17 protein-coding genes and 1 tRNA gene are annotated in these 21,411 nt (G+C 62.6%); 8 read left to right on the top strand and 10 right to left on the bottom strand.

The features are described 5' to 3' along the window. Positions 1–40: 40 nt before the first annotated feature. Together H2510_RS00340 and H2510_RS00335 are read right to left on the bottom strand one after the other, a co-directional pair. The gene (locus H2510_RS00340; protein ID WP_186626452.1) at positions 41–1,558 is read right to left on the bottom strand and encodes an SDR family oxidoreductase; all 1,518 of its coding nucleotides are present in this window, start codon (positions 1,556–1,558) and stop codon (positions 41–43) included. A 124-nt stretch (positions 1,559–1,682) separates the two neighbouring features. Then, positions 1,683–1,771, bottom strand: a tRNA-Leu gene (locus H2510_RS00335). Positions 1,772–1,975: 204 nt separating this feature from the next. Here H2510_RS00335 and H2510_RS00330 point away from each other — a divergent pair. The 3 genes from H2510_RS00330 (at position 1,976) to H2510_RS00320 (ending at position 4,735) form a co-directional block, all read left to right on the top strand. Next, positions 1,976–3,289 (top strand): M20/M25/M40 family metallo-hydrolase, encoded by a 1,314-nt coding sequence (locus H2510_RS00330; RefSeq protein WP_186627044.1) that lies wholly within the window; start codon positions 1,976–1,978, stop codon positions 3,287–3,289. Positions 3,290–3,306: 17 nt separating this feature from the next. Continuing rightward, positions 3,307–3,837 (top strand): YbhB/YbcL family Raf kinase inhibitor-like protein, encoded by a 531-nt coding sequence (locus tag H2510_RS00325; protein ID WP_186626451.1) that lies wholly within the window; start codon positions 3,307–3,309, stop codon positions 3,835–3,837. 229 nt (positions 3,838–4,066) lie between these two features. Beyond that, positions 4,067–4,735 (top strand): rhomboid-like protein, encoded by a 669-nt coding sequence (locus tag H2510_RS00320; protein ID WP_186626450.1) that lies wholly within the window; start codon positions 4,067–4,069, stop codon positions 4,733–4,735. A gap of 121 nt (positions 4,736–4,856) precedes the next feature. On the opposite strand, the gene H2510_RS00315 is transcribed toward H2510_RS00320, so the two are convergent. From H2510_RS00315 to H2510_RS00300, 4 genes are all read right to left on the bottom strand, one after another. Then, positions 4,857–5,930 (bottom strand): quinone-dependent dihydroorotate dehydrogenase, encoded by a 1,074-nt coding sequence (locus H2510_RS00315; protein ID WP_186627043.1) that lies wholly within the window; start codon positions 5,928–5,930, stop codon positions 4,857–4,859. 41 nt (positions 5,931–5,971) lie between these two features. Next, on the bottom strand, positions 5,972–6,172 hold the full coding sequence (locus H2510_RS00310) for a DUF5703 family protein (RefSeq protein ID WP_222438180.1): 201 nt from the start codon (positions 6,170–6,172) through the stop codon (positions 5,972–5,974). 78 nt (positions 6,173–6,250) lie between these two features. After that, positions 6,251–7,276, bottom strand: a complete 1,026-nt coding sequence (locus H2510_RS00305) for a YncE family protein (protein WP_186626448.1) — start codon at positions 7,274–7,276, stop codon at positions 6,251–6,253. A gap of 238 nt (positions 7,277–7,514) precedes the next feature. Next, positions 7,515–8,447, bottom strand: coding sequence for an aldo/keto reductase (locus tag H2510_RS00300; RefSeq protein WP_186626447.1), 933 nt, complete (start codon positions 8,445–8,447; stop codon positions 7,515–7,517). 215 nt (positions 8,448–8,662) lie between these two features. Here H2510_RS00300 and H2510_RS00295 point away from each other — a divergent pair, with 215 nt between their 5' ends. The 5 genes from H2510_RS00295 to mshC all read left to right on the top strand — a co-directional run bounded on the left by H2510_RS00295 (position 8,663) and on the right by mshC (position 12,983). Continuing rightward, positions 8,663–9,505 (top strand): undecaprenyl-diphosphate phosphatase, encoded by an 843-nt coding sequence (locus H2510_RS00295; RefSeq protein ID WP_186627042.1) that lies wholly within the window; start codon positions 8,663–8,665, stop codon positions 9,503–9,505. Positions 9,506–9,532: 27 nt separating this feature from the next. After that, entirely contained in the window at positions 9,533–10,222 is a 690-nt protein-coding gene (locus H2510_RS00290; protein WP_186626446.1) for a histidine phosphatase family protein, read from the top strand. A 71-nt stretch (positions 10,223–10,293) separates the two neighbouring features. Further along, positions 10,294–10,887 carry a DUF3090 domain-containing protein gene (locus H2510_RS00285; protein WP_136169015.1) on the top strand — a complete coding sequence of 198 codons (594 nt, stop codon included), beginning with the start codon at positions 10,294–10,296 and terminating at the stop codon, positions 10,885–10,887. Positions 10,888–10,922: 35 nt separating this feature from the next. After that, positions 10,923–11,717, top strand: coding sequence for an SCO1664 family protein (locus H2510_RS00280; protein ID WP_168708402.1), 795 nt, complete (start codon positions 10,923–10,925; stop codon positions 11,715–11,717). Between the two features lie 24 nt (positions 11,718–11,741). Beyond that, positions 11,742–12,983 carry a cysteine--1-D-myo-inosityl 2-amino-2-deoxy-alpha-D-glucopyranoside ligase gene (gene mshC / locus H2510_RS00275; RefSeq protein ID WP_186626445.1) on the top strand — a complete coding sequence of 414 codons (1,242 nt, stop codon included), beginning with the start codon at positions 11,742–11,744 and terminating at the stop codon, positions 12,981–12,983. A gap of 65 nt (positions 12,984–13,048) precedes the next feature. Here the strand turns inward: mshC and H2510_RS00270 are convergent, their stop codons facing one another. Genes H2510_RS00270 through H2510_RS00255 form a run of 4 tightly spaced genes read right to left on the bottom strand, consistent with a single transcriptional unit; the run spans position 13,049 to position 21,340 of the window. Continuing rightward, positions 13,049–14,278, bottom strand: coding sequence for a DUF2399 domain-containing protein (locus H2510_RS00270; RefSeq protein WP_186626444.1), 1,230 nt, complete (start codon positions 14,276–14,278; stop codon positions 13,049–13,051). Further along, on the bottom strand, positions 14,268–18,449 hold the full coding sequence (locus tag H2510_RS00265) for a TIGR02680 family protein (protein WP_186626443.1): 4,182 nt from the start codon (positions 18,447–18,449) through the stop codon (positions 14,268–14,270). The genes H2510_RS00270 and H2510_RS00265 overlap by 11 nt, the downstream gene beginning before the upstream one ends. After that, positions 18,450–19,868: a DUF2398 family protein gene (locus tag H2510_RS00260; protein WP_186626442.1), complete on the bottom strand. Its 1,419-nt coding sequence runs from the start codon at positions 19,866–19,868 to the stop codon at positions 18,450–18,452. After that, positions 19,865–21,340: a TIGR02677 family protein gene (locus H2510_RS00255; RefSeq protein WP_261392695.1), complete on the bottom strand. Its 1,476-nt coding sequence runs from the start codon at positions 21,338–21,340 to the stop codon at positions 19,865–19,867. Before H2510_RS00255 ends, H2510_RS00260 begins: the two co-directional genes overlap by 4 nt. Positions 21,341–21,411 lie beyond the last annotated feature (71 nt).

Here is a 21,411-nt window from a genome sequence, read left to right as displayed (position 1 = left end):
GCGAGGGCCGATCATGGTGGCTACTGCCCAGGAGGCGACATCACCAGGGTGAGGGGCCGTAGTCCTTGAGGAACTGGCCGTACAGATCGATACCCGCCTCGCCTTGCACGATGGGGTCGTAGACACGCGCCGCACCGTCGACAAGATCGAGTGGCGCGTGGAATCCCTCGTCCGCCAACCGCATCTTCGTCGGGTGGGGTCGTTCGTCGGTGATCCAACCGGTATCGACGGCGCTCATCAGGATTCCGTGATCGAGCATTTCTTTGGCGCTCGTTCGGGTGAGCATATTGAGCGCGGCCTTGGCCATGTTGGTGTGCGGGTGTCCGGGACCCTTGTACGCCCGACTGAACTGCCCCTCCATCGCCGAGACGTTCACGATGTACTTGCGGCGGGCAGTCGAGGCTTCCATGGCTGCGCGCAGACGGGAGACCAAAATGAACGGTGCCACCGAATTGCAAAGCTGAACTTCGAGCAGTTCCACCGGATCGACTTGCTCGACGGTGTGTATCCAACTGTTCGTATCTGCCAGATCCGGCACGAGTCCACCGGCGTCGATAGCGATGCCCTGCTCGATTCGATCGGCGCTAGCCGATCCCGCAACCAGCGCAAGAGATGCGACGGCCTCAGCGGTGAGGGATTCACGACCGCCCGCGGTGATAGCGGTCTCCGGCAGCGAACTCGCCAGCGACGCGGGATGCGCATCACTCGTCGTGCCGAACTTCGTCACTTCCGGCCGAGACCCGGCTGGGATGAAGTCCAAGGACAGCGGTGTCGACTCACCGTCTGCGAGCGCACTGTATGCACCTACCGAGCGCTTCACCGTTTGCGCTGCGTTGTTGATCAGGATGTCGAGCGGTCCATGAGCGGCCACCGAATCTGCAAGTGCGACAACCTGAGCCGGGTCGCGCAGATCGATTCCAACGATACGGAGCCGGTGGAGCCACTTGTCGCTGTCCGGCATCGCAGCGAATCTGCGGACAGCGTCATTGGGGAAGCGCGTCGTGATCGTCGTATGCGCGCCGTCCCGCAAGAGTCGCAGCGCGATGTACATACCGATCTTGGCTCGCCCACCGGTGAGCAGTGCGGTGCGCCCGGTCAGATCGGTAGTGGCATTACGTTTGCTCCGGTTCAAGGCTGCGCAGTCCGGGCAAAGCTGATGATAGAACGAGTCGACCAGCGTGTAGCGCTGTTTACAGATGTAGCACGGGCGAGGGCGAATCAACGTGCCTGCGAACTCGGTTTCGGTCCGCGAGGTCAGCGATATGCCCGCGGTCTCGTCGTCGATACGATCCGGTGACCCGGTGGCGGTTGCCTCGACAACTGCCCGATCGGCATCCGACTTGGCCGAACGTGCAGCGACACGGCGTGCCCGCTTCAGGTCCTTGAACAGTTGCCCCGAGGCGCGTTGTACGACAATCGAATCAGGATGATCCTTGTCCAGCGACCCAGCCTGGGCGAGGACACGGAGGCAGATCGCGAGATCGGCCGGCTCGATCGCCGAGCACTCGGTCGACGAACCGAGCAACTCCGAATCGACAACAGCGTTCCCGTCGACCATCCGTCTTCCTCTCCTTGCTACGTGCGAAAACGACATAGGCCCCGATTCCGGGGAATCGGGGCCTATGTCGTCTGTCTCAACGCAGAACTTCTGGAACATATACACAAAATCTTGTGCAATTCCCTGGTGTCCGAGGGGGGACTTGAACCCCCACGTCCGTTAATAGGACACTAGCACCTCAAGCTAGCGCGTCTGCCATTCCGCCACTCGGACCAGTTGTGCACTGAAAAAAACCAGCAACACGGTGTACACATCTTGTTCGCACGCCTGCTCGCTGCGTGCTGGACAAAGATATACGACGGGTGGCCTATCGCCCAAATCCCCACGTCAGTTCGCCCATAGCTCTGGTCCGGGTGGTAGGAACGTGGGGTGTCTTCCGCCGATCATCCCCATCCCGACCCTGCCCCGACGACCGCATTGGACGAGGTCGTCGACCTCGTCAGCGCTTTGATCAGATTCGACACCTCCAACACCGGCGAACTCGAAACGACCAAGGGTGAGAAGGAGTGCGCCGAGTGGGTGGCGCAGAAACTTCACGAGGTCGGGTACGAGACCGAGTACGTCGAATCCGGTGCCCCCGGCCGTGGGAATGTATTCGCGATGTTGCCGGGTGCGGACCAGAGCCGCGGTACTTTGTTGATCCACGGGCATCTCGACGTCGTCCCGGCAGAGCCTGCGGACTGGAGTGTGCATCCGTTCTCCGGCGCTGTCGAAGACGGGTACGTGTGGGGTCGCGGCGCGATCGATATGAAAGACATGGTGGGAATGGCGCTGGCGCTGGCTCGACAATTCAAATCGAACGGCACTGTTCCACCACGCAATATTCTTTTCGCCTTCCTTGCCGACGAAGAGAACGGTGGGAAGTACGGCTCACAGTGGCTCGTCGAGCATCGTCCCGACCTGTTCGAAGGTGTCACCGAAGCCGTCGGCGAGGTCGGGGGCTTCTCCTTGACCGTCGCCAGGCCGGACGGCACCGAGAAGCGGCTGTACATGGTCGAGACGGCAGAGAAGGGTCTCGGCTGGATGAAACTCACTGCGAAGGCGAGAGCCGGACACGGGTCGTTTCTGCACGAAGAGAATGCGGTGACCTACCTGGCAGAAGCTGTGGCCAAGCTCGGCAACCACACATTCCCGTTGGTGATCTCCGATTCTGTTGCCGAGTTCCTCGCAGCGGTGGCCGAGGAAACCGGACTCGATTTCGACCCGACGAGCCCGGATCTCGACGGCACCTTGCTCAAACTCGGCAGCATCGCGCGGATCGTGGGCGCGACGTTGCGAGATACCGCCAACCCGACGATGCTCAAAGCCGGATACAAGGCAAACGTGATTCCGCAGACGGCCGAGGCGATGATCGATTGCCGGGTGGTCCCCGGGCGTCAGGCCGCGTTCGAGCGGGAAGTGGACGAACTGATCGGGCCCAACGTCGAACGCGAGTGGGTCACCAAGCTCGACTCCTACGAGACGACATTCGACGGGCACCTCGTCGACGCCATGAACGACGCGATACTTGCACACGACGAGAACGGACGTACGGTTCCCTACATGTTGTCGGGTGGTACGGATGCAAAGGCCTTCGCGCGCTTGGGTATTCGATGCTTCGGCTTCGCGCCGCTGAAATTGCCGCCCGAACTCGACTTCGCAGCCCTGTTTCACGGAGTGGACGAAAGGGTACCGGTCAGTTCACTGGAGTTCGGTACACAGGTGTTGGAACACTTTCTGCTGCACAGCTGAATCGAAAGGATCATTTGATGGCGTACAACCCTTACGACGCACTTCCCGCACTGCCTTCCTTCGAACTCACCTCGGAGGATGTGGAGGACGGTGGAACTCTCGATAGCCAGCAGTTGAGCGGAATCATGGGCGCCGGTGGCCACGACAATTCACCGCAACTGTCCTGGTCCGGGTTTCCGGAAGGCACCAAAAGCTTCGCGCTCACCGTCTTCGACCCGGACGCACCGACGGCTTCGGGTTTCTGGCACTGGGCGGTGGCGAACATCCCAGTCGACACGACTTCGCTCGTCGCGGGTGCCGGTGACGATGGCGGTACGGGTGTTCCCAGTGCTGCTGTCACGTTGAAGAACGATGCGGGTCTGTTTCGGTACATCGGCGCGGCACCTCCAGCCGGTCATGGACCGCACCGCTACATGTTCGTGGTCCATGCGGTCGACGTCGAGCGATTGGAAGTGGACGAGACAGCAACGCCGGCGTTTCTCGGTTTCAACCTGTTCTCACACGCGATCGGGCGAGCCATCCTGACGGGGGTGTACGAAGCTCGATGAGGCCCGCGAGGGGTGAGACGGTCAGTCTTCATCCCTGGTGGGTGAGGACCGATCCTCCAGAGGCTGCAAGGTTTGCGTAGTCGGGAGTAGTCCCGAGTTCGGTGCGACCGCGCGGAAGCACTCACCCGGCGGCGAACGGGAGTCGATATGTTCAACAGCGTTCAGCGTAGGGTTCCGCCGATCGCAGATGATCGTCCGCTCGAGTTGACACAGTAATCGAGGTCCGTCGATGAATGGATCGGTTTCGTCGCGACCTCTGAGGTACGTGCGTGCTGCCGGATCTTATGTCCGCCGGGCGCCGGGCACCTTCGTCTGGCTGGCGATTCTGCTGGTGACGACGATAACGATGAGGCATTTGTCGCCGGACACTCTCGATGTGTTGTTGGGCAATCGGTCCACCAACCTGCACCACCTTTCCCAAGACCCGGTTCGGGTTTTGATCGCGAGCGCGTTCTGGCTCGAAGGTGGGGGATGGCTTACCTACTTTGTCCTGTACAACATTTTTCATGTGCCGGGGGAGCGGTGGTTGGGGACACTGCGATGGGTGTCCGTGGTCGTTGTCTCCCACGTCGGCGCTACCTATGTGAGTGAAGGGGTGTTGTACTGGGCGATCCAACACGGCTATGCACCCGAGTCGGCGGTCACTACCCTGGACGTCGGTGTCAGCTACGGACTCGCAGGAGTGATCGCGATACTGACCTACCGGATCGCCTCACCTTGGCGGTACGTGTATTTCGCTGGCGTATTGGTGTTCTATGCAGTTCCGCTGTTCGTCGATGTGAACTTCACCGCGGTCGGTCACTTCACTGCGGTGCTTCTGGGGCTGTGCTGCTACCCGCTCACCAGATCACGCGACGGCGTCTGGTCACCGGTCGATGCCATTCGACGCCTGAGCTGACGCAGGGCTTCACCCGCAGCAGATGGCATGTGCGAGGCCCAGCGGGCGGCGGGCGACAAGTCCTCGACCCCAGCACACGGCCGTGCTGTGCGGAGCGCGCAGCACGGCCGTGTTCGACGGGTCAGCTGCTGCGGTGGTCCGATCCGACCGCGTCCGACAACGACGTGAACCCGTGCGCTCGCAATTTGCCGGCGATGCCCTTGTTGATTCGACGCATCCAGAACGGGCCCCCATAGATGAAACCTGTGTAGCCCTGGATCAGTGACGCGCCCGCGGTGATGCGTTCCCAGGCTTGATCCACCGACTCGATGCCACCGACCGAGATGAGGGCAATGCGTGTCCCCACCCGGGCGTACAGCCGTCGTAGAACCACGAGCGAGCGGTCTGCCAAGGGTGCACCCGACAATCCGCCGGCTCCGATCGACTCGACCTCCTCGGCCGAAGTGCGCAGCCCCGACCTGTCGATCGTCGTATTGGTCGCGACGATACCGTCCAGTCCCAACTCGACAGCAAGGTCGGCGATGGCGTCTATGTCCTCATCGGACAGGTCGGGTGCGATCTTCACCAGGATGGGGACCGTGACGACACTTTGCACCGCCTCGAGGATGGGACGTAGAGACGCGACAGCCTGAAGATCCCGCAAGCCCGGTGTGTTCGGTGAGCTGACGTTCACCACCAAGAAGTCGGACAGCGGCCCGAGAAGCGTTGCGCTTGTGGTGTAGTCGGCAGCAGCGTCGGCGGGGAGCGTGACCTTCGTCTTCCCGATGTTCGCGCCGATCGGTACACCGCCTCGGCGGTTCCTCAGCACGTTGGCGGCATTGCCGGCGCCGTGGTTGTTGAAGCCCATGCGGTTGATCAGAGCGCGGTCCGCAGGCAGCCGGAACAGCCTGGGAGTCGGATTACCGGGCTGCGGTTGCGCGGTGACCGTGCCTACCTCGGCGAACCCGAAGCCCAGCGGCCCCCAGGCATCCACGCCGTCGGCGTTCTTGTCGAAACCTGCAGCAAGACCGAGTGGCCTGGGGAAGTTCACGCCGAAAACTGTGCTTCGAAGTAGTGGATCGTCGACCACGAATACCTGCGAGAGAAGCTTCCTCGTCGGAGCAAAGGAGGTCAGCGTGCGCATGGTCGCGAACGCGAGATGGTGGATTCGCTCCGGCTGCAGCAAAAACATCAACCGAAGCAGTGCTCTGTACAAGGTCTGGCCCACGGTTCTTCTTTCCGTCTTCGTTCTTTGTCTCATATTCCAGGATCGGGTATGTGCTGGGCAGTTTTCTTTCGCTTGAGCAGCACCCGCCGACTTCCATCGGTGTAGACGCGCACGTGTGAGAGTTCCCAACCGCCGAACTCGGCCTGGATGGCAAGCCGCATCGAGGCTGCCACCCGTGTGACATCTGGGGGCAGGCGGAGTGGAACGTATTCCCACTCCTCGGACGTCAAGTCCCACTCTCGCGGGAAGCGTCCGCTCCCGTAACGATTCTTCGACACCGTGGGTTGTCGCCTCGACTCTCTTTGCCTCTACCGGGGCTCGCCAACCGGTATTCGCTGCAATCCCTCACCGGCGGCCGACCCTACAAGCAAGTCACCCGTCGCGGAGTCGATCGCAAGGGAGTCTGGCTGCCTTACGGTCGGGAACCTGGAAACCTCCACAGGAATTCCCGTGTCGAGGGTGTATCCGACAACTTCATTGATGGCGGGCACGCTGATCCAGACGACGTCCGACTGGTTGTCGTAGGTGACCGCCCATGGCTGAGCATCGACAGGAAAGCGCTGACGCAACAACAAGTCATCCGAGGAGAACACAAGCAGTTCTTCTCCGGTGGCATCCGTAACCAGGATTCGCCCGAACCGGTCGGTGGCCAGCTCGGCTGCACCCTCGCCGGCGCGGAGGGCGATGCCGAGGGAACCTTTGTCGATGTCGACGACGGTGACCGAGGTCTGATCGCGATCCAGAGCAGTAAGTCCGTACATGGTCGAGGCGAGCGCGTCGACTGAGGTCAAACCGTCTATGGTCTGCGATTCGGTCCCGTCTTGCTCGAGAATGTGAACCGAACCACGATCATCTCCTACAGCTGTTCTGCCGTCCTCTAGAACAGCGGCACTGAGTAGATTCGCGTCTACTTTCGTCGAGGTGACCTTCGAGTCGCCTATATCGACGCGTGCGAGGCTTCCGTTCATCGGCAGTACGACTGTGCCGTCGCCGGGGGCCACCATGGTGGCTGCCTTGCCCGGTAGCGATATTGCACGAGGTTCGGCGTTGCCGTCGGATGTATCGAACACCAGCAGGTTCGAAAAACTGTCGTCGAGCGCGAGAACGCTGCGCGTGGCAGTGTCGAACGTGGTGAAGTGGATCCCGGATGGAGACGCCGTGATGCTTCCCGCTGGGGGAGTCGAGGTTTCGGGGGAGCTGACTCCGGCCAGGGGTTCGACGCTTACCGGATCGGGTGCGTCGGCTCCGTCACCCGAACAACCGGCCACCAACAAGATCGTCGAGGTTGCCGCGACCGCGGCGAGAGTTCGCCACCGCAAACGTCTGTCTCTCATGGGAATGCCTGCTCCTGGATACTGTGATCGTGCGTCTGAAGGGTGCCACGGTGTGGCGTCGCGGAACGAAGTGTCGAGTCCACCCTGCCTGATGGGTCGGAAGTCGACACTCCCGGACTACCCACGAGCTGATCCCGGGCTCGCCGGAGTCGTCGAACCCACTGTCGTTTCTGCAGCGCGTCGGGTCGATCCTCGACCGAATTCGGACGCGGCAGAACGTGACGGCGTGGGCACGCGGTCAGCTACTGACGTCGTCCAACGCCGAAGTGATAGCCGCAGGCAACTCGAGGTCTTCCGCGACGAGTACCCCGGTCAATTGCGCGAGGTCCCGGGCTCCGACTATCGCCGAGCTCACACCCGGGCGATCGCGCGCCCAGGCCAAGGCCACTGCCAGAGGTGAAGTTTGCAGGCCACTTGCGGCCATGACGGCCGCATCGACGACGTTGACGGCAGCGTCGGTGAGGTAGCCGGCAAGCGATCCTGCGTGGAGATCGTCGGCACCTCGCGAATCCGCCGGCGTGCCGTTTCGATATTTTCCGGTCAGTACTCCGCCGGCCAATGGGACCGCAGCGAGGATGCCGACACCGTGATGACGCGCGGCCGGCAGCAATTCGTCCTCGATGCCGCGGGCAAGAAGTGAATACTCGGCCTGCGTCGCGACGATGCGGCCTGCGCCTGCGGCTCCAGCCGCAGTCGCGAGTTGCCAGCCGAGATAGCCACGTGCGCCGACGTACCGGACTTTTCCGCTCGATACGGCGTAGTCCAAGGTGGACGCGATCTCGTCCACGGGCGTGCTCGCATCCCACGCCGCCACTTGCCACAGATCGAGGTAGTCGGTACCCAAATCACGCAGCGTCGCATCGAGTTGACCCAGCAGGGCGCGCCGAGAGCAGTCGACGCGGTAGTGCCCACTCGCGGTTTCGATACCGGCTGCACTGCTCACGATGAGGTTCGAGCGCGGGACCACGTCGTCGAGGACCTCCGCGAGCACTCGTTGCGCTCGTCCATCCCCGTAGACGGGTGAGGTGTCGACGAGTGTTCCTCCGGCGTCGGCGAAGGCAGCGAGTTGGGCAGCCGCGTCGTCACCGTCGGTGCCGCTGCCCCATCCGAGCGTGCCGAGCCCGATCCTCGACACGCGCAGGCCACTGGAGCCGACTGATCGCTGCTTCATAGTTTTTCAACATTCCTTGTCGATTGTGATGGTGTCGGTTTTCTGAGTCGATCACGAAAACGGCGCCAGGTGAGCAGAGTAGTGCGCCGGTGGCGGCGGTGCGAGTGCCGGTCGATCCGGGCGAGCCGCGCCAGGTACCGTCGGGCCGTGAATTGCGCACCTTTCCTCAGCCGAACCCCTCTGCTCTCGTCGACCTTCGGGGAGGTTCGAGGATGATCGGTGAGTCCATGAGTTGGCTACAGGCAATCATCCTCGGCGCTGTGCAGGGGTTGACCGAGTTCCTACCGATATCGTCGTCAGGACACCTACGAATCGTCTCGAGCGTCTTTTTCGGGTCCGATGCAGGAGCTTCGTTCACCGCTGTCACACAGCTCGGAACCGAAGCGGCAGTGCTCGTGTTCTTTTGGCGCGACATCGTGAGAATCGTCAAGGCCTGGTTCCGCGGCATCCTCGACAAGGCTGCGCGCGATCTCGACTATCGGCTCGGTTGGTACGTGATCATCGCCACCATCCCGATCGGGCTGTTGGGGATCCTGTTCAAAGACCAGATCCGAACCGGGGCACGCAACTTGTGGCTCATCGCAACGATGCTCATCGTGTTCGCCATCGTCATCGCAGTCGCCGAGTACCTCGGTTCCAAGAAGCGACCACTCGAAAAAATCACCACACGGGACGGGCTCGTGATGGGTGCCGCGCAATGTCTGGCGTTGATTCCCGGTGTGTCGCGGTCGGGCGCCACCACAAGTGCAGGCCTGTTCATGGGCCTCGAACGCGAAGCAGCCGTGCGGTTCTCGTTCCTGCTCGCCATACCAGCTGTGACTGCGTCCGGACTGTTCTCGCTGCCCGATGCATTCGAGCCGGCCGGTGAAGGTCTCAATGCCTCCGGCCCACAGTTGCTGGTCGCGACCATCGTCGCGTTCGCACTCGGCTACGCCTCGATCGCATGGCTGCTGAAGTTCGTTGCGAATCACTCGCTGTACTGGTTCGTCGGCTATCGCATCGTGCTCGGCATCGGCGTGATGGCGCTGCTGTCTGCGGGCGTGGTGTCAGCCACCTGATTCGCCAGACGCCCTAGGCTGGGTTCCATGACGGTGATCTTGCTGCGACATGGCCGCTCGACGGCGAATACTGCGGGTGCTCTGGCCGGGCGATCGGCCGGTGTCGCACTCGACGACCGCGGACTCGAACAGGCCGCTCATGTTGCGGAGAGATTGGGCGGGCTTCCGGTCGAGGAGATCGTGCACTCACCGCTGCAGCGGTGTGAGCAAACGGTTGCACCTCTAGCCGCCCGGCGCGGTCTGGCTCCGACGGTCGACGAACGGCTGATCGAGGTCGACTACGGGTCGTGGACGGGAAAATTGATCAAGGATCTAGTGAAGGAACCGCTGTGGAAGGTGGTCCAGCAACACCCGTCCGCGGCGGTGTTCCCTGGTGGCGAGGGACTGGCTCAGGTGCAGTCGCGGGCTGTGTTCGCAATCCGGGAACACGACGCGCGTCTCGCCGAGGAGTACGGCCGCGACGTCCTCTGGGTGGCGTGCTCACACGGTGACGTCATCAAATCGATCCTCGCCGATGCATTGGGCTGCCACTTGGATTCGTTCCAACGTATCGTTGCCGATCCTGCCTCCGTCAGTGTCGTCCGGTACAGCTCGACCAGGCCGTTCGTGCTTCGGACGAACGACACCGGTCTCGACTTGACCGCGTTGGTACCTGCGGTGCCGGCGGCATCGAGCATGGACTCCGATGCGGTGCCCGGTGGCGGTTCCGGAACGTAGGCCCGCCGATAGCGGATAATGAAGTTCGGGTCCGAGTTTTCGGATCCGAGAATGAAGCTCCAGGAGGTGCAATGCCACGCGCAATACATGTTTTCCGCACCCCTGATCGTTTTGTCGCGGGAACCGTGGGAGAGCCAGGCGATCGTTCGTTCTTTCTGCAGGCAGTCCACGACGCCCGCGTCGTCTCGGTCGCACTCGAAAAGCAGCAGGTGCAGGTTCTCGCAGACCGGATAGGTTTGCTGCTGGATGAAGTTCAACGACGGTTCGGCGCGGAGTTCCCGCCCGAGGAAACCGAACTGGGCGACACGAGTCCGTTGATGACTCCGATCGATACCGAGTTTCGGGTCGGGACCATGGGTCTGGGCTGGGACGCGGATGCGAACGCGGTGGTGGTCGAACTCCTGGCTATCAGTGAGGTAGAGGTCGACGAGTCTGTCGTCCTCGATGACACCGACGAAGGTCCTGATGCAGTTCGCGTCTTCCTGACGCCGCTCGCGGCCCGGGAGTTCGCACTTCGATCCGAGCGGGTGATTGCTGCCGGCCGTGCGCCGTGCCCCCTGTGTGGTGAGCCGCTGACTCAGGACGGACACACCTGTATTCGATCGAACGGATACAAACGAGATGCCACCTTCGGCTCGGTCGGCGAACTTGGCGAAGAGCTTTGACCGAAGACCGGCCGCCGTTCGCGGGCCGCAAGGTGATGGAAACCGGTGAGTTGACCATCATCGGTCGAGTGGTGTCGGCCAGCAACGCGACGTTGGTCTGCGAGGCAACGGGCACCGGGGACGACGGTGAGACGTCCACGGTTCGGTGCGTCTACAAGCCTGTTCGCGGAGAAGTGCCGCTTTGGGACTTTCCCGATGGGACCTTGGCCGGGCGAGAGATCGCGTCCTACGAGGTGTCGGACTCTTTGGGTTGGAATGTGATTCCGACCACGATTCTTCGGGACGGTCCGTTCGGCCCGGGGATGGTGCAACGGTGGATCGACACGCCGGACCGCGACGGGGAGCACGGCCGCACGTTCGACCTGGTCGATATCTGCAGGCCGGACCTCGTTCCGACCGGATGGATACCGGTCATGCAGGCTTACGACGGTGATGGCGAGGAAGTCTCGCTCATTCATGCCGACGATCCCCGTCTGCAGCGGATGGCAGTACTGGATGTACTCATCAACAACGCCGACCGGAAGGGCGGCCACGCCCTCGAGGGGGTGGACGGATATGTCTACGGCGTCGACCACGGCATTTGTCTGCACTCGCAGAACAAGCTTCGAACGGTGCTGTGGGGTTGGGCCGGCACCGCTATCGACGACGCTGCGATGTCCGACGTCGTCGCTTTCGTAGAGTCGTTCGCCACTGTCGTCGAACCACGAATTCGTGGGCACATCACCGACGAGGAGATCGAGGCCCTGCTCGGCCGAGCCCGTGCGCTCGTGGCACATCCGGTGATGCCGGAGCCACGATCGAGCAGGCCGATACCGTGGCCCGCCTTCTGAAGCCTCTCCGTTAGGCTCGTCTTCATGCAGTCTTGGTCCGAACCAGCCGTTCCCTCGATCCCCGGCCAGGGGCCTACGCTCCGGCTCTACGACACGGCAGATCGGCAAGTGCGACCGGTCACGCCCGGCAAAGTGGCGAAGATGTACGTGTGTGGAATCACCCCGTACGACGCGACGCATCTCGGTCATGCCGCGACATATCTGACGTTCGACCTGGTAAACCGACTGTGGCGCGACGCGGGTCACGAGGTGCATTACGTGCAGAACGTCACCGATGTGGACGACCCACTTTTCGAACGAGCCGACCGCGACGGCGAAAGCTGGATCGACCTGGGTAATCGTGAGATCGCCTTGTTCCGTGAGGACATGGAGGCGCTCCGAGTTCTGCCTCCGCGTGATTACATCGGCGCTGTCGAATCCATCGACGAGGTCATCGACATGGTCGAGAAGCTGGTCGCTTCGGGTGCGGCATACGTCGTCGACGACGCCGAGTATCCCGATGTGTATTTCCGTGCGGACGCCACGCCCGAGTTCGGTTACGAGTCGGGTTACGACCGGGCGACGATGGACAAGTTCTTCGCCGAGCGTGGAGGCGACCCTGACCGAGTAGGGAAGAAGGACTCGATCGATGCCCTCCTGTGGCGTGCAGAGCGCAAGGGTGAGCCGTCGTGGCCGTCTCCGTTCGGTCCTGGCCGGCCGGGCTGGCACATCGAGTGCTCGGCCATTGCGCTCAATCGCATCGGGACCGGTTTCGATGTGCAAGGTGGCGGCAGCGACCTCATCTTCCCGCACCACGAGTTCTCGGCCGCGCACGCCGAAGCTGTATCCGGTGGCGGTCGGTTCGCTCGGCATTATGTGCACACCGGGATGATCGGTCTGGACGGCGAGAAGATGTCGAAGAGTCGCGGCAACCTTGTGTTCGTGTCGAAGCTTCGCGCCGACAATGTCGATTCGGCTGCAGTTCGGTTGGGTCTGTTGTCCGGGCACTACCGTCAGGATCGTCCGTGGACGGACGAAGTTCTCGAACGTGCACATACCCGGTTGGCGTTGTGGCGCAAGGCAGCTGCACTGGAATCGGCCGCCAGCGCTGACGACGCAGTAGTTCGCCTACGTCAGCACTTGGCCGACGATCTGGACACACCGAGGGCTCTCGATGCACTTGATGCGTGGGCAAGTTTCGCCGTCGAGCGCGGGGGATCGGACACCACCGCTCCCGGTGCATTCGCCGACGCCGTCGACGCACTCCTCGGCGTGCCCTTGCGCTGATGCGCCTTTCGAACCGGCAGTGATCCCGGGGCTTTCATTGCCCGGGATCAGCCGTCCCCACCGGACTACGCCAGGTCGAGGAGAAGGTCGGGCACGAGACGCTCTTCCATTACCGCGCGTCCCGACTCGTGCATCGCCGACGCAAGATCAGGATCCCACTCACTCGGCCCCGGATGACCTTTCAACGGTTCGGAATTTCGCGCGTCCAGCGCACGAACATACGACTGCGCATCCATCCGCCACGGGACTGCGTTGTAGCGCGAGCGGGCGCGGGCGGTCATCTGCAGGCCTGGCCAATCGAAGTCGTTGCGCCAGAAAAGTTCCGTGCCTGCCCGCACGCCCGAGAGTAGTTTGTGCAGCGCAGCCGACGGCTGGCCATCGGTGCAGACGAGAGTCGCAGAACGACTTCCCAACGATCGAGCGGCCGCCGCGACGACTGCGACGTTCTCGCACACGTAAATTCGATCTGCGACGTTGGTGAGCGGACCGCGCGAGGCCATGTCGAGGGTGAGTGGGAACGGAATCCCGGCGTCTGCAGCGTCGTTCAGCCACCGTCCGACGGTATGTGATTCGTCGACTCGATACCCGAACACCAGAACCCTGCTGGACAGTGCGTCGACCGAGACTCCGGCAGTTTCCCACAGCAGCCGAATGCCGACGGGGTCGACTGGACGGGGTATTCCTTCGCGGAGCGAAAGTGCGTCGAGAACCAGACGTGGGGCACCACCGGAGGACAGTGCCTTGGTGTCCCCGCACGCGTATTCGGCGAGTTCGGTCAACGACAAGCCGTCGACGGGAAGGCACGCCAACACCCGTGCAGCCACCCGTAAGGCGTCGACGGCCACGCGTCCTCCGAGTGTGCCATCCTGATTCAGCAGCGAGGACAACCAATGCTCGGCCCAGTCGTCGTCGGTTGTTTCGGCGAGTAGAGCCCGCGCGTCGGCGAGTGCAGTGGCCTTGACCTCGGCCTTGTCGGATGCGATCTGTTTTCTGTCCTGTAGCGGAGCGACGGCGTCGAGAGTTGCGATCAAGCCGATCCCACCGTTTCGTGGGTGGGCGAGCCATTCGTCGAAACGGGCGAGATCGAGTTTTGTAGTCTGGGCGCGGCTGTGCAGGCCGGTACTGGATCGAGAGATTGCACTGCACAATCGCCACAACTCTGCCGGCTCACCCAGGTGCACGGTGATGTTGCCACCGACCTTCAGGTAGTTCGACTCCAACTTCTTGCGCGCGGCGGCCAAGAGTGCGTCGAGTTCCGGCGTGTTTCGCCATCCGAGTTCTTCGTTACCGGACAAATTCGAGACCGCCTTCGGCGTGAGTGGGCACGCGTCGTGTCAACGGCGAACCCAGGGCGGCGGCTAGATCGGAACCATCGTGTTCGGCGAACAGTTCACCGTTCTCCCAGACGAGTAACGCTGCGCTGACAGTGTTTTCCGCTGTCGAATGCGCAAGGTCGTAGTGCGCACACCCGGGGACATCGGAGTAGGTGATCCACAGATCGTAGCCCGTCATGAACAGATCCAGATCGAACTGCACGCTGAGCCCGAGCAGTTCACTACGACCGTTGTCATCGACGCCGGCGAAGGCTTCGTCGAGTGCCAGCAGCCGGGGTGCGTGCGGATCGGCCGAGGACAGCATGACGTGCGCGGCCGCGAACAACGGTAGATGTAGAGACACCGATTGCTCACCGCCGGACAACGCGCTGTGTCGCGCGACCGTCAGGCGATCCTCGGTACCGTCGCCGCGAATGAGCGTGAACGAGAAGACCCGCCAACGGCGGTAGTCGAGCGTGGAGGCCAGAATCTCGGGGTACGAACGCTCCGGGTGTGCCGCACGCGCGATTCTGATCTCGGACGCGAAATGTGCTCGCATGGAGGCGAGGTCGTCCGAATTCAGTCCGGACGCGTCACGATCGAGTAGCTTCGAGATCGCTCGTGCGCCTTCGTCGAGATTGTCCGCGAGGACCCAATGCACACCGATCGTGTTGCCAGAGGACATCTTCCGTTGCTTCATCTCGGAAGACATCTGCGCGATGAGCTCGCGGGCATCGACGGTGCGTTCGTGGATTTGCTGCGCCAAGCCGGTCAACAGTGCATCCTCGAGAATTCGACGCTCGTGTTCGGTGAGCAACGTCTCCTGATTCGACCGCGCGTCGCCGATACGGTGTGCGAACTCGCCGACCGAGGTGAATCCCTGCTCGTCCTGCACACGAACGATGGTCAATCCGTCTGGTGCGTCCCACTGCAACCGGTAGTCCTGCCCGGACGACGCCAGCTGTGAGTCGAATTCCTGCAGAGCACCGGTCAACGCAGTCCGCGTGCTCTTGCGGTAGGAGTCGCCGGCCTTGACCGACGCGGTGGCCTCGTCGAGCGCCGAGTGAAGTTGGTGCACCACCGGTGGCAGCACCGAAATCTCCTCATCAGGTGACGAGGCACTCTGAATTCGGTAGAGGATCTGTTCGACAGTGAGCCACGCGGAGTCGGACGATGGCCAGGAATAGAGCTCGTGCACACCAAGGATGGCGAGTAGATCCTTGCGGGCATACGGGGCGAGGCGTGCTGTGTCGTCGAGCGTCTCGGTGAGCGCGGCGCGCAGACCCTCCTGGGCTGTGTTGCATGCACCTTCGGCCTTACCGATCGCCTCTCCGGCTTCCTTGTCCGCTTTGCGTGCTGCTCGTTGCTCGACCTTGCATGCTTCGATCTTGTCGCGTGCCTTCTCCAGGTCGGCGTTGATCTGTTCGGCAGTGGATCCGAGTTTCTCGGTGAGGATGTCCAACCGCTGAACCTGTTGGAGATGGTTTTCCTGTGCGATCGCGGACTCCTCGGCCAACTCCTCGGCGAGGCCGGTGGATTCTTCCAATCGGTTCTGTGCTTCGCGTGCCCGCTCGGCTTCGCGAACGTGTTCGCCTCGGCGACGAAGGACGAGACCACCCTGATTCTCGAAGTGCCGGATCGCTGCAGCGAGTGAGTCGATATCCCGTGCGCTATGGGGAGTTCGGTGGGCGACCGCGGTACTCCGCAGGTGTCTCTCTTTCGCCGAGAGCTCCGCGATAGCCTGGTCGAGCTCGCTGTCCGCGGCCGTGGAACCTGCCTGTGAGGTACGAAGTGCGCCCGCCGACTCGGTGACAGTCTTCTGCGCCTTGACGATTCCGGAGACCTTCGGCAAATTCTTCGCAGCAACCGCGAGGCCGCGCAGGAGTTCGGCCGCCGACTGCTCCTCTTCGCGGGCGGCCGCCAAGGACATGCTGGCCGTTTCGATCGAGGTGTCCAGTTCGGCGAGCCGCGTAGCCCGACGACGCGCACGGGCAGTAGCCCCGATGTATTCCGCATCCGGCTTGACGTGACGTCCCCGTTGAACGCCTTGCCAGTAGCGCCCGTCGATGCCGATCGAGGTCACCGCATTCTTCGATGCGCCAGTTTCCTCCAGCAGTGCGATCGAGGTCAGTACATCGCGCACCACGGCCTCTGGCACGTCCGTTCCAGGTTCGACCTCGAGGACGTCAGCCAGCGTGCGGCCCGTCGGACGCTCGGCTTTCGGTACGCCGACCAGAAATTGGTCCGACTCCATGGACCCGAGAGCGCCGGTCGGCGAGATCCATCCGTCGAGAAGGTTCGCAGCCTGCAATGCGCTTTCGACACCAGCAGCTACAGCAGGTTCCACGCCGTCGGCGAATCGAACGAGTTGCCACAGCGGCGCTCCGACAAGCCCGTCACGCGAGGACGTACGAGCTGCGAACGATGGGGGAGCATCGTCGCGTTGAGCAGTGACGAGGTCATGTTCGGCACGCATCGATGCCAGTTCTTCGGTCAGCGCTGCAGCGGCGGCACCCGCCTGCGTCCGCCGTCCGCGCACGTTCTCGAGGCCCTCGGCCGAAGCCTCGGCAAGGACGGCATCCAGGCTCGGTGCGTCGTCCTCGCCGATGTGAGGTACCGCAGCGTCGAGGGAATCGAATGCGGCGACGGTGATTCCAGCAGCCGAGTACAGGGCCGAGTTCTCGGCCCACCAGGACCGGAGTCCCGACGCATACTGCGCACGAGCCAACTCCACGGCAGCTTCGGCTTCGGTGACCGACGCGCGAGCAGCTTCGAGTAATTCTCTTGCACGCGAGGCGCTTCTGTCTGCACGGGCGCGTTCGGTCATCGCCTTTTCGACGGTGCTGAGCGCATCGCGGACGGCACGCACATCACCGTCACGTTCCTCGGCGTGACCGCGCAGTGCCGTGCTGAACTGGTCGGTGCGCGCACTGGCCGGCATCGACGCCCACGCGATGCCGGCGTCCTCGGCAGCAATCTGGAGATCGTCCTCGGCGCGTGTCAGTGCGGCGACCGAGTCGCGTACCGAGCTTTCGGCGTCGATGGCCTCGGTGGAACGCTGCGCCAGATCCGCCTGCGCTTTACCGGCACGCTCGGACTGCTGGGCGGCGGAGATCTTCAGCTTCGCTGCCGATTCGGCGAGATCGTCGAGTTGCTGTTTGCCTTCGTAGGCACTCGATCGCTGCAATGTTTCGCGGTCGGCGAGAGCTTGGTCCAGACTTCGTTCGGCGTCGTCGAATCGCTTCTCCGCGGCAGCGCGCTCGGACAGCCGGCGTTCCTTCAGCGCCGCGGCCGCGAAGTGCGCCGTGGTTGCGTGGGTAACGGACTCGAGTCTGCGGCTGATCTGTTCCACGTCCGAGCGAGCTTGCACTCGAAGGTATTTCGCGTACACGCCGACGAAGGTTGTGGCGGCCTGATCTGCCCGAGTCAAGCCTTCGAGCGCGCGACCGACCTCTTCCATGTCACTGAACGAGCGCGCTGCTTCGAGAACCAGTTGCTCGTCCAGCGGGCGCAGACCGTCGGTCAGTGCCTGAGAGAGCCCCTTGGGATCCAAGTTCTTTGCCAATTGCGGACGACGCAACGTCAAGATCAGATTGATCAATTGGTCGTAACGCTGCGAGCCGAGACCGAACATCCGAGCGTCGATGGCCGCTCGGTAGTCGACCGGCCGGTCGGAAAGCGCGTCGGTGCCGAGTCGATCGGCAAGCTGCTTCTTGGTCAGCGGCCGATCATCGGAACCCAGGAGCGAAAAGTCCACGCCGACACGGCCATCGGCGACAAAGTACCAGCGAGTTACCTTGTCGTTCTGTCGACTTGCGCGCATTCCGATACCAACAGTGACGGACTCGGGATCCTCGCGTGAGCCCCGCCCGAACTCCATCCATACATAGGAGTGCGCGCTCTCCTGGCCGCGATAGAGAAGGTTGGACTTCATCGTGCGCTCTTCACCGGCGAACGGGTTCAACCGCCTCGGCTCGATTCGTCCGTCGAGCACGAACGGAAACAGAACCTCGAGCGCTTTGGTCTTTCCCGAGCCGTTCGGTCCACGTAACACGAGGCGACCGTCGGCAAAGGAGAATTCCTGATCGCGGTAGTCCCACAGATTGATGATTCCGGCGCGGGTCGGGCGGAAGCGCTGAGCATGTGCGGTCATCTAGTGCGCCTCGGTTTCCGTGGTGTGAGAATGCGAACTCGGTTCTGTGCCGTCGAATTCTGTGGAATCGAAGAGAAAATCCTGGGGTATCCGGTCTCGCACACTGATCACCACATCACGGTAGCGAGCGATGACGGGGAGAACGAGTATCCCGCCGGACATGATGTGCACCAGCCGGAGTCGATGGAGCATGCCGACCGCTCGCTCACCGAGACCGATCGGGTCGGCCTGCCATTGGGCCGCGAACGTGCGTCCGTACCTCTCGACCAGGTCGGAGACCGCGCCGTTCACCCAACTGTTCTCCACGAAAGGGTAAAGCTCGGTAGTAGAGCTTTCACCGGTTCGACCTCGCCCACCGAACTCGGCGAGGTCGTCGAAAACCCCACCTCCAGGTATTGCCGAGTCGATGAGGTCGATCAGGTCGCCGTTTTCGGGAATCGGATGGCGTGCCAATTCGAGGGCATCGGGATCGATCACCCGGTCCGATATCTCACCGGCCAGAAGCAGCGCGACTTGAGCGATCGTTCCTGTGCTGGGGAATCGGAGGTCCGACATCCGCCCGGATGTATCGATCAACGTGACGCCCTCGGCGCGACGCTCGGCGATCAGACCGGTCAGCAATTCGACGTCGGCGACTGTCCGTACTGCAGTGAGTGCGGTGCGACCGTCCTGATCGAAATCGTCGAAATAGACGACGGGATGCTCGACCAATGCACGACGCACCTTTTTGAGAGTCTCCTTGGGATCTATCGGCGGCCGGGATTGCCCGTCCTCATCGCTGTCTTCGGTCTGCTCGTCGGAACCGACGAGCAGACCGGTGACCGAACGGAGGTGCTGAACGGCTCTGGGGGGACGGAACATCGCCACTACCACCGATCGCTCGATGTCGTAGAGAGCCTCACCCGAAGCCGGATTGTTCGCCCAGCCGCCTGCATCACCATCGGCGAGCGATATCGCGCCCCGCGCGGCCAGCCAGCCGACAGCGTCGACGAACGCATCTCGGTCCGCAGCGCGGTCGGTCGCAAGTTCCACACCGTCCACCTGGCCTGCCTCGGCGGCTACGTGGTCGGCGAGTTCGGAGAGCGTGATCTGATTGCCTGCTCGGCCGAGCGCAGCCAAGGACAACGCCAGGTAGGCGTATCTGCGTCGATCGAAGACGCGGTCCGAGGCGGTTCGGGCAGGCTGGGTCGAATCGAGCGCGTCGAGAACCGGAAACAAGCGGGCTGTCGTTTCGGTGACCTCGAGGCGATAGCCGAACAACTCGAGAAGATCCTCGCGAAGCTCCGTTGCCCATCTACGAAGAAGTGGAAGAGCGATCCGGTCCGGGTACGTCGCCGTCACCAGATGGTTCGCCAACGCAACGCGCGCCGCACGCTGATAGGAATCGAGTGCCAGAGAAGGTATTTCGCGTGCTCTCATCGGCGCGTCACATCCGCAACCTCGAGTTGCAGCCGATCCAGATGTAACCGTCCACGCGTCGTGCGGACGACGGTCGATATTTCGGAGTCGCTCAGTGTCAATTTCACACCACTGTCCGAACCCGTCGAGCCGGACGTACGACCACTCACCCGGACCCGGGCGGTGAGCGCGGCATTGAGCAAACTCAACAGCACTTCGGTCTCCTCCTCGTTCAGCGTCCGGTCGTACACACCTACCGAGGCCAGAGATCGAGCTGCGGCACTGCGAGTGCGTTGCGTGGCGAGTTGCTGTTCGCGGAGGCGACGAATCCCGCCGTCGTTGCGTTGGACGCGGCCAGGCAGGCCGGGCGACGGCGCGCGACCGGTTTCCGCCAAGGTGCGTGAGATTTCGACGGGAGAGGCTTCCCACCAGGATCGAGATGTGGGAATGATGTCCGCATCCGGGTGGACCATGGACAGATGACGGGGCCTGCCGAGACCGAACACGGCATGGAAAAGTGCGTGCGCACTGTCCTCGGTGGCAGTGTTGGCGAACCAACCTGCGAGGTGACGGAGTTGACTCTCGCGGCTCACACCACCTCTGCGCGTCTCGGTTACCCGTCGAAGCAGCGACAACACCGCGGCAATGGCGCTCATCGTGCCTTCACGTAGTCGTTCGGACTCACTGAGTTCGGCCTCCGCAGCCACGAACCAATGAGATAGACCCGACCACCGCGCCTGCCAGTCGGCACGACGCTCGTCGATGGTCAGAAAGACCCGCTCGTCACTGATTGCGGCACGTTCGATCAGCGTCGAGATGGATGTCGATTCGACGACGGCGATGGCCTCCGCCAACTTCGGGGCGTACCGCGTCAGGTCCGAGCTGAACTCACGCATATGCGTCAGGAGTGCATCTTTGTGGACCAGAAACGATTCGGGTGTGATCTCGGTGGTGCGGACGAGGTCGCCGAGGACCAGATAGAAATGCGCCGCCCGAGTGGCCATTTCGGAGAGTGTCGAGTCGAGTCGGCTGAGCTTGCGGTAGATGCGGTCACCGTCGGCCTGACGGTTCGCCTCGGCCAACTCGTGCATGTCGGCGAGCAGCTCAGGCAGGACGAGCCGGGACAGTGATGCGTCGTCGAGCCTGGCACCGAGCACGTCCTCGACGGCTCGAAACGCCTTGTAGCCGGCCTGGCTGAATTGGTAGACGTAATGGCGGTTGCGGTACTCGGCCAACGTAGCGGCGCGTGATCCGTCGTAGCTGCGCTCGAGAAGCTCCCAGGTATGAAGCTGCTCGAGCAGCGGTGCGATTTCGGCCGGGGTGAGCCGCGCGTCTTCGGGGGCATTCCTGGCCAGCGTGTCCGCAATCTCGGCCGCATGTAGAAGAACGACATAGTTGGCGCGGGCGATGTCGAAGGCACGAAGCACCCAAAGATATTCGTTGTGTTTTTCCGCGACCGTGAATGCGAAGAGTTTGAGGCGATCTTCCTGCAGAAACGCTGCCGCGGCACCGAGACGTGCGTTGTCGTCTGAATCGCTCACTGGAACAGGGTAGGCGTTGGCCG

The sequence above is a fragment of the Rhodococcus sp. BP22 genome (assembly GCF_014281965.1).
GTDB lineage: Bacteria > Actinomycetota > Actinomycetes > Mycobacteriales > Mycobacteriaceae > Rhodococcoides.
The sequence above is the reverse complement of the archived record's forward strand: the minus strand, read 5'-3'. Positions and strand labels throughout refer to the sequence as shown.

What these genes read in the sequence shown, in the direction of transcription:
- H2510_RS00340 (WP_186626452.1), bottom strand. Translation starts at nt 1,558, where the DNA reads ATGGTCGACGGGAACGCTGTTGTCGATTCGGAGTTGCTCGGTTCGTCG.
- H2510_RS00325 (WP_186626451.1), top strand. Translation starts at nt 3,307, where the DNA reads ATGGCGTACAACCCTTACGACGCACTTCCCGCACTGCCTTCCTTCGAA.
- H2510_RS00320 (WP_186626450.1), top strand. Translation starts at nt 4,067, where the DNA reads ATGAATGGATCGGTTTCGTCGCGACCTCTGAGGTACGTGCGTGCTGCC.
- H2510_RS00305 (WP_186626448.1), bottom strand. Translation starts at nt 7,276, where the DNA reads ATGAGAGACAGACGTTTGCGGTGGCGAACTCTCGCCGCGGTCGCGGCA.
- H2510_RS00300 (WP_186626447.1), bottom strand. Translation starts at nt 8,447, where the DNA reads ATGAAGCAGCGATCAGTCGGCTCCAGTGGCCTGCGCGTGTCGAGGATC.
- H2510_RS00290 (WP_186626446.1), top strand. Translation starts at nt 9,533, where the DNA reads ATGACGGTGATCTTGCTGCGACATGGCCGCTCGACGGCGAATACTGCG.
- H2510_RS00285 (WP_136169015.1), top strand. Translation starts at nt 10,294, where the DNA reads ATGCCACGCGCAATACATGTTTTCCGCACCCCTGATCGTTTTGTCGCG.
- H2510_RS00280 (WP_168708402.1), top strand. Translation starts at nt 10,923, where the DNA reads ATGGAAACCGGTGAGTTGACCATCATCGGTCGAGTGGTGTCGGCCAGC.
- mshC (WP_186626445.1), top strand. Translation starts at nt 11,742, where the DNA reads ATGCAGTCTTGGTCCGAACCAGCCGTTCCCTCGATCCCCGGCCAGGGG.
- H2510_RS00265 (WP_186626443.1), bottom strand. Translation starts at nt 18,449, where the DNA reads ATGACCGCACATGCTCAGCGCTTCCGCCCGACCCGCGCCGGAATCATC.
- H2510_RS00260 (WP_186626442.1), bottom strand. Translation starts at nt 19,868, where the DNA reads ATGAGAGCACGCGAAATACCTTCTCTGGCACTCGATTCCTATCAGCGT.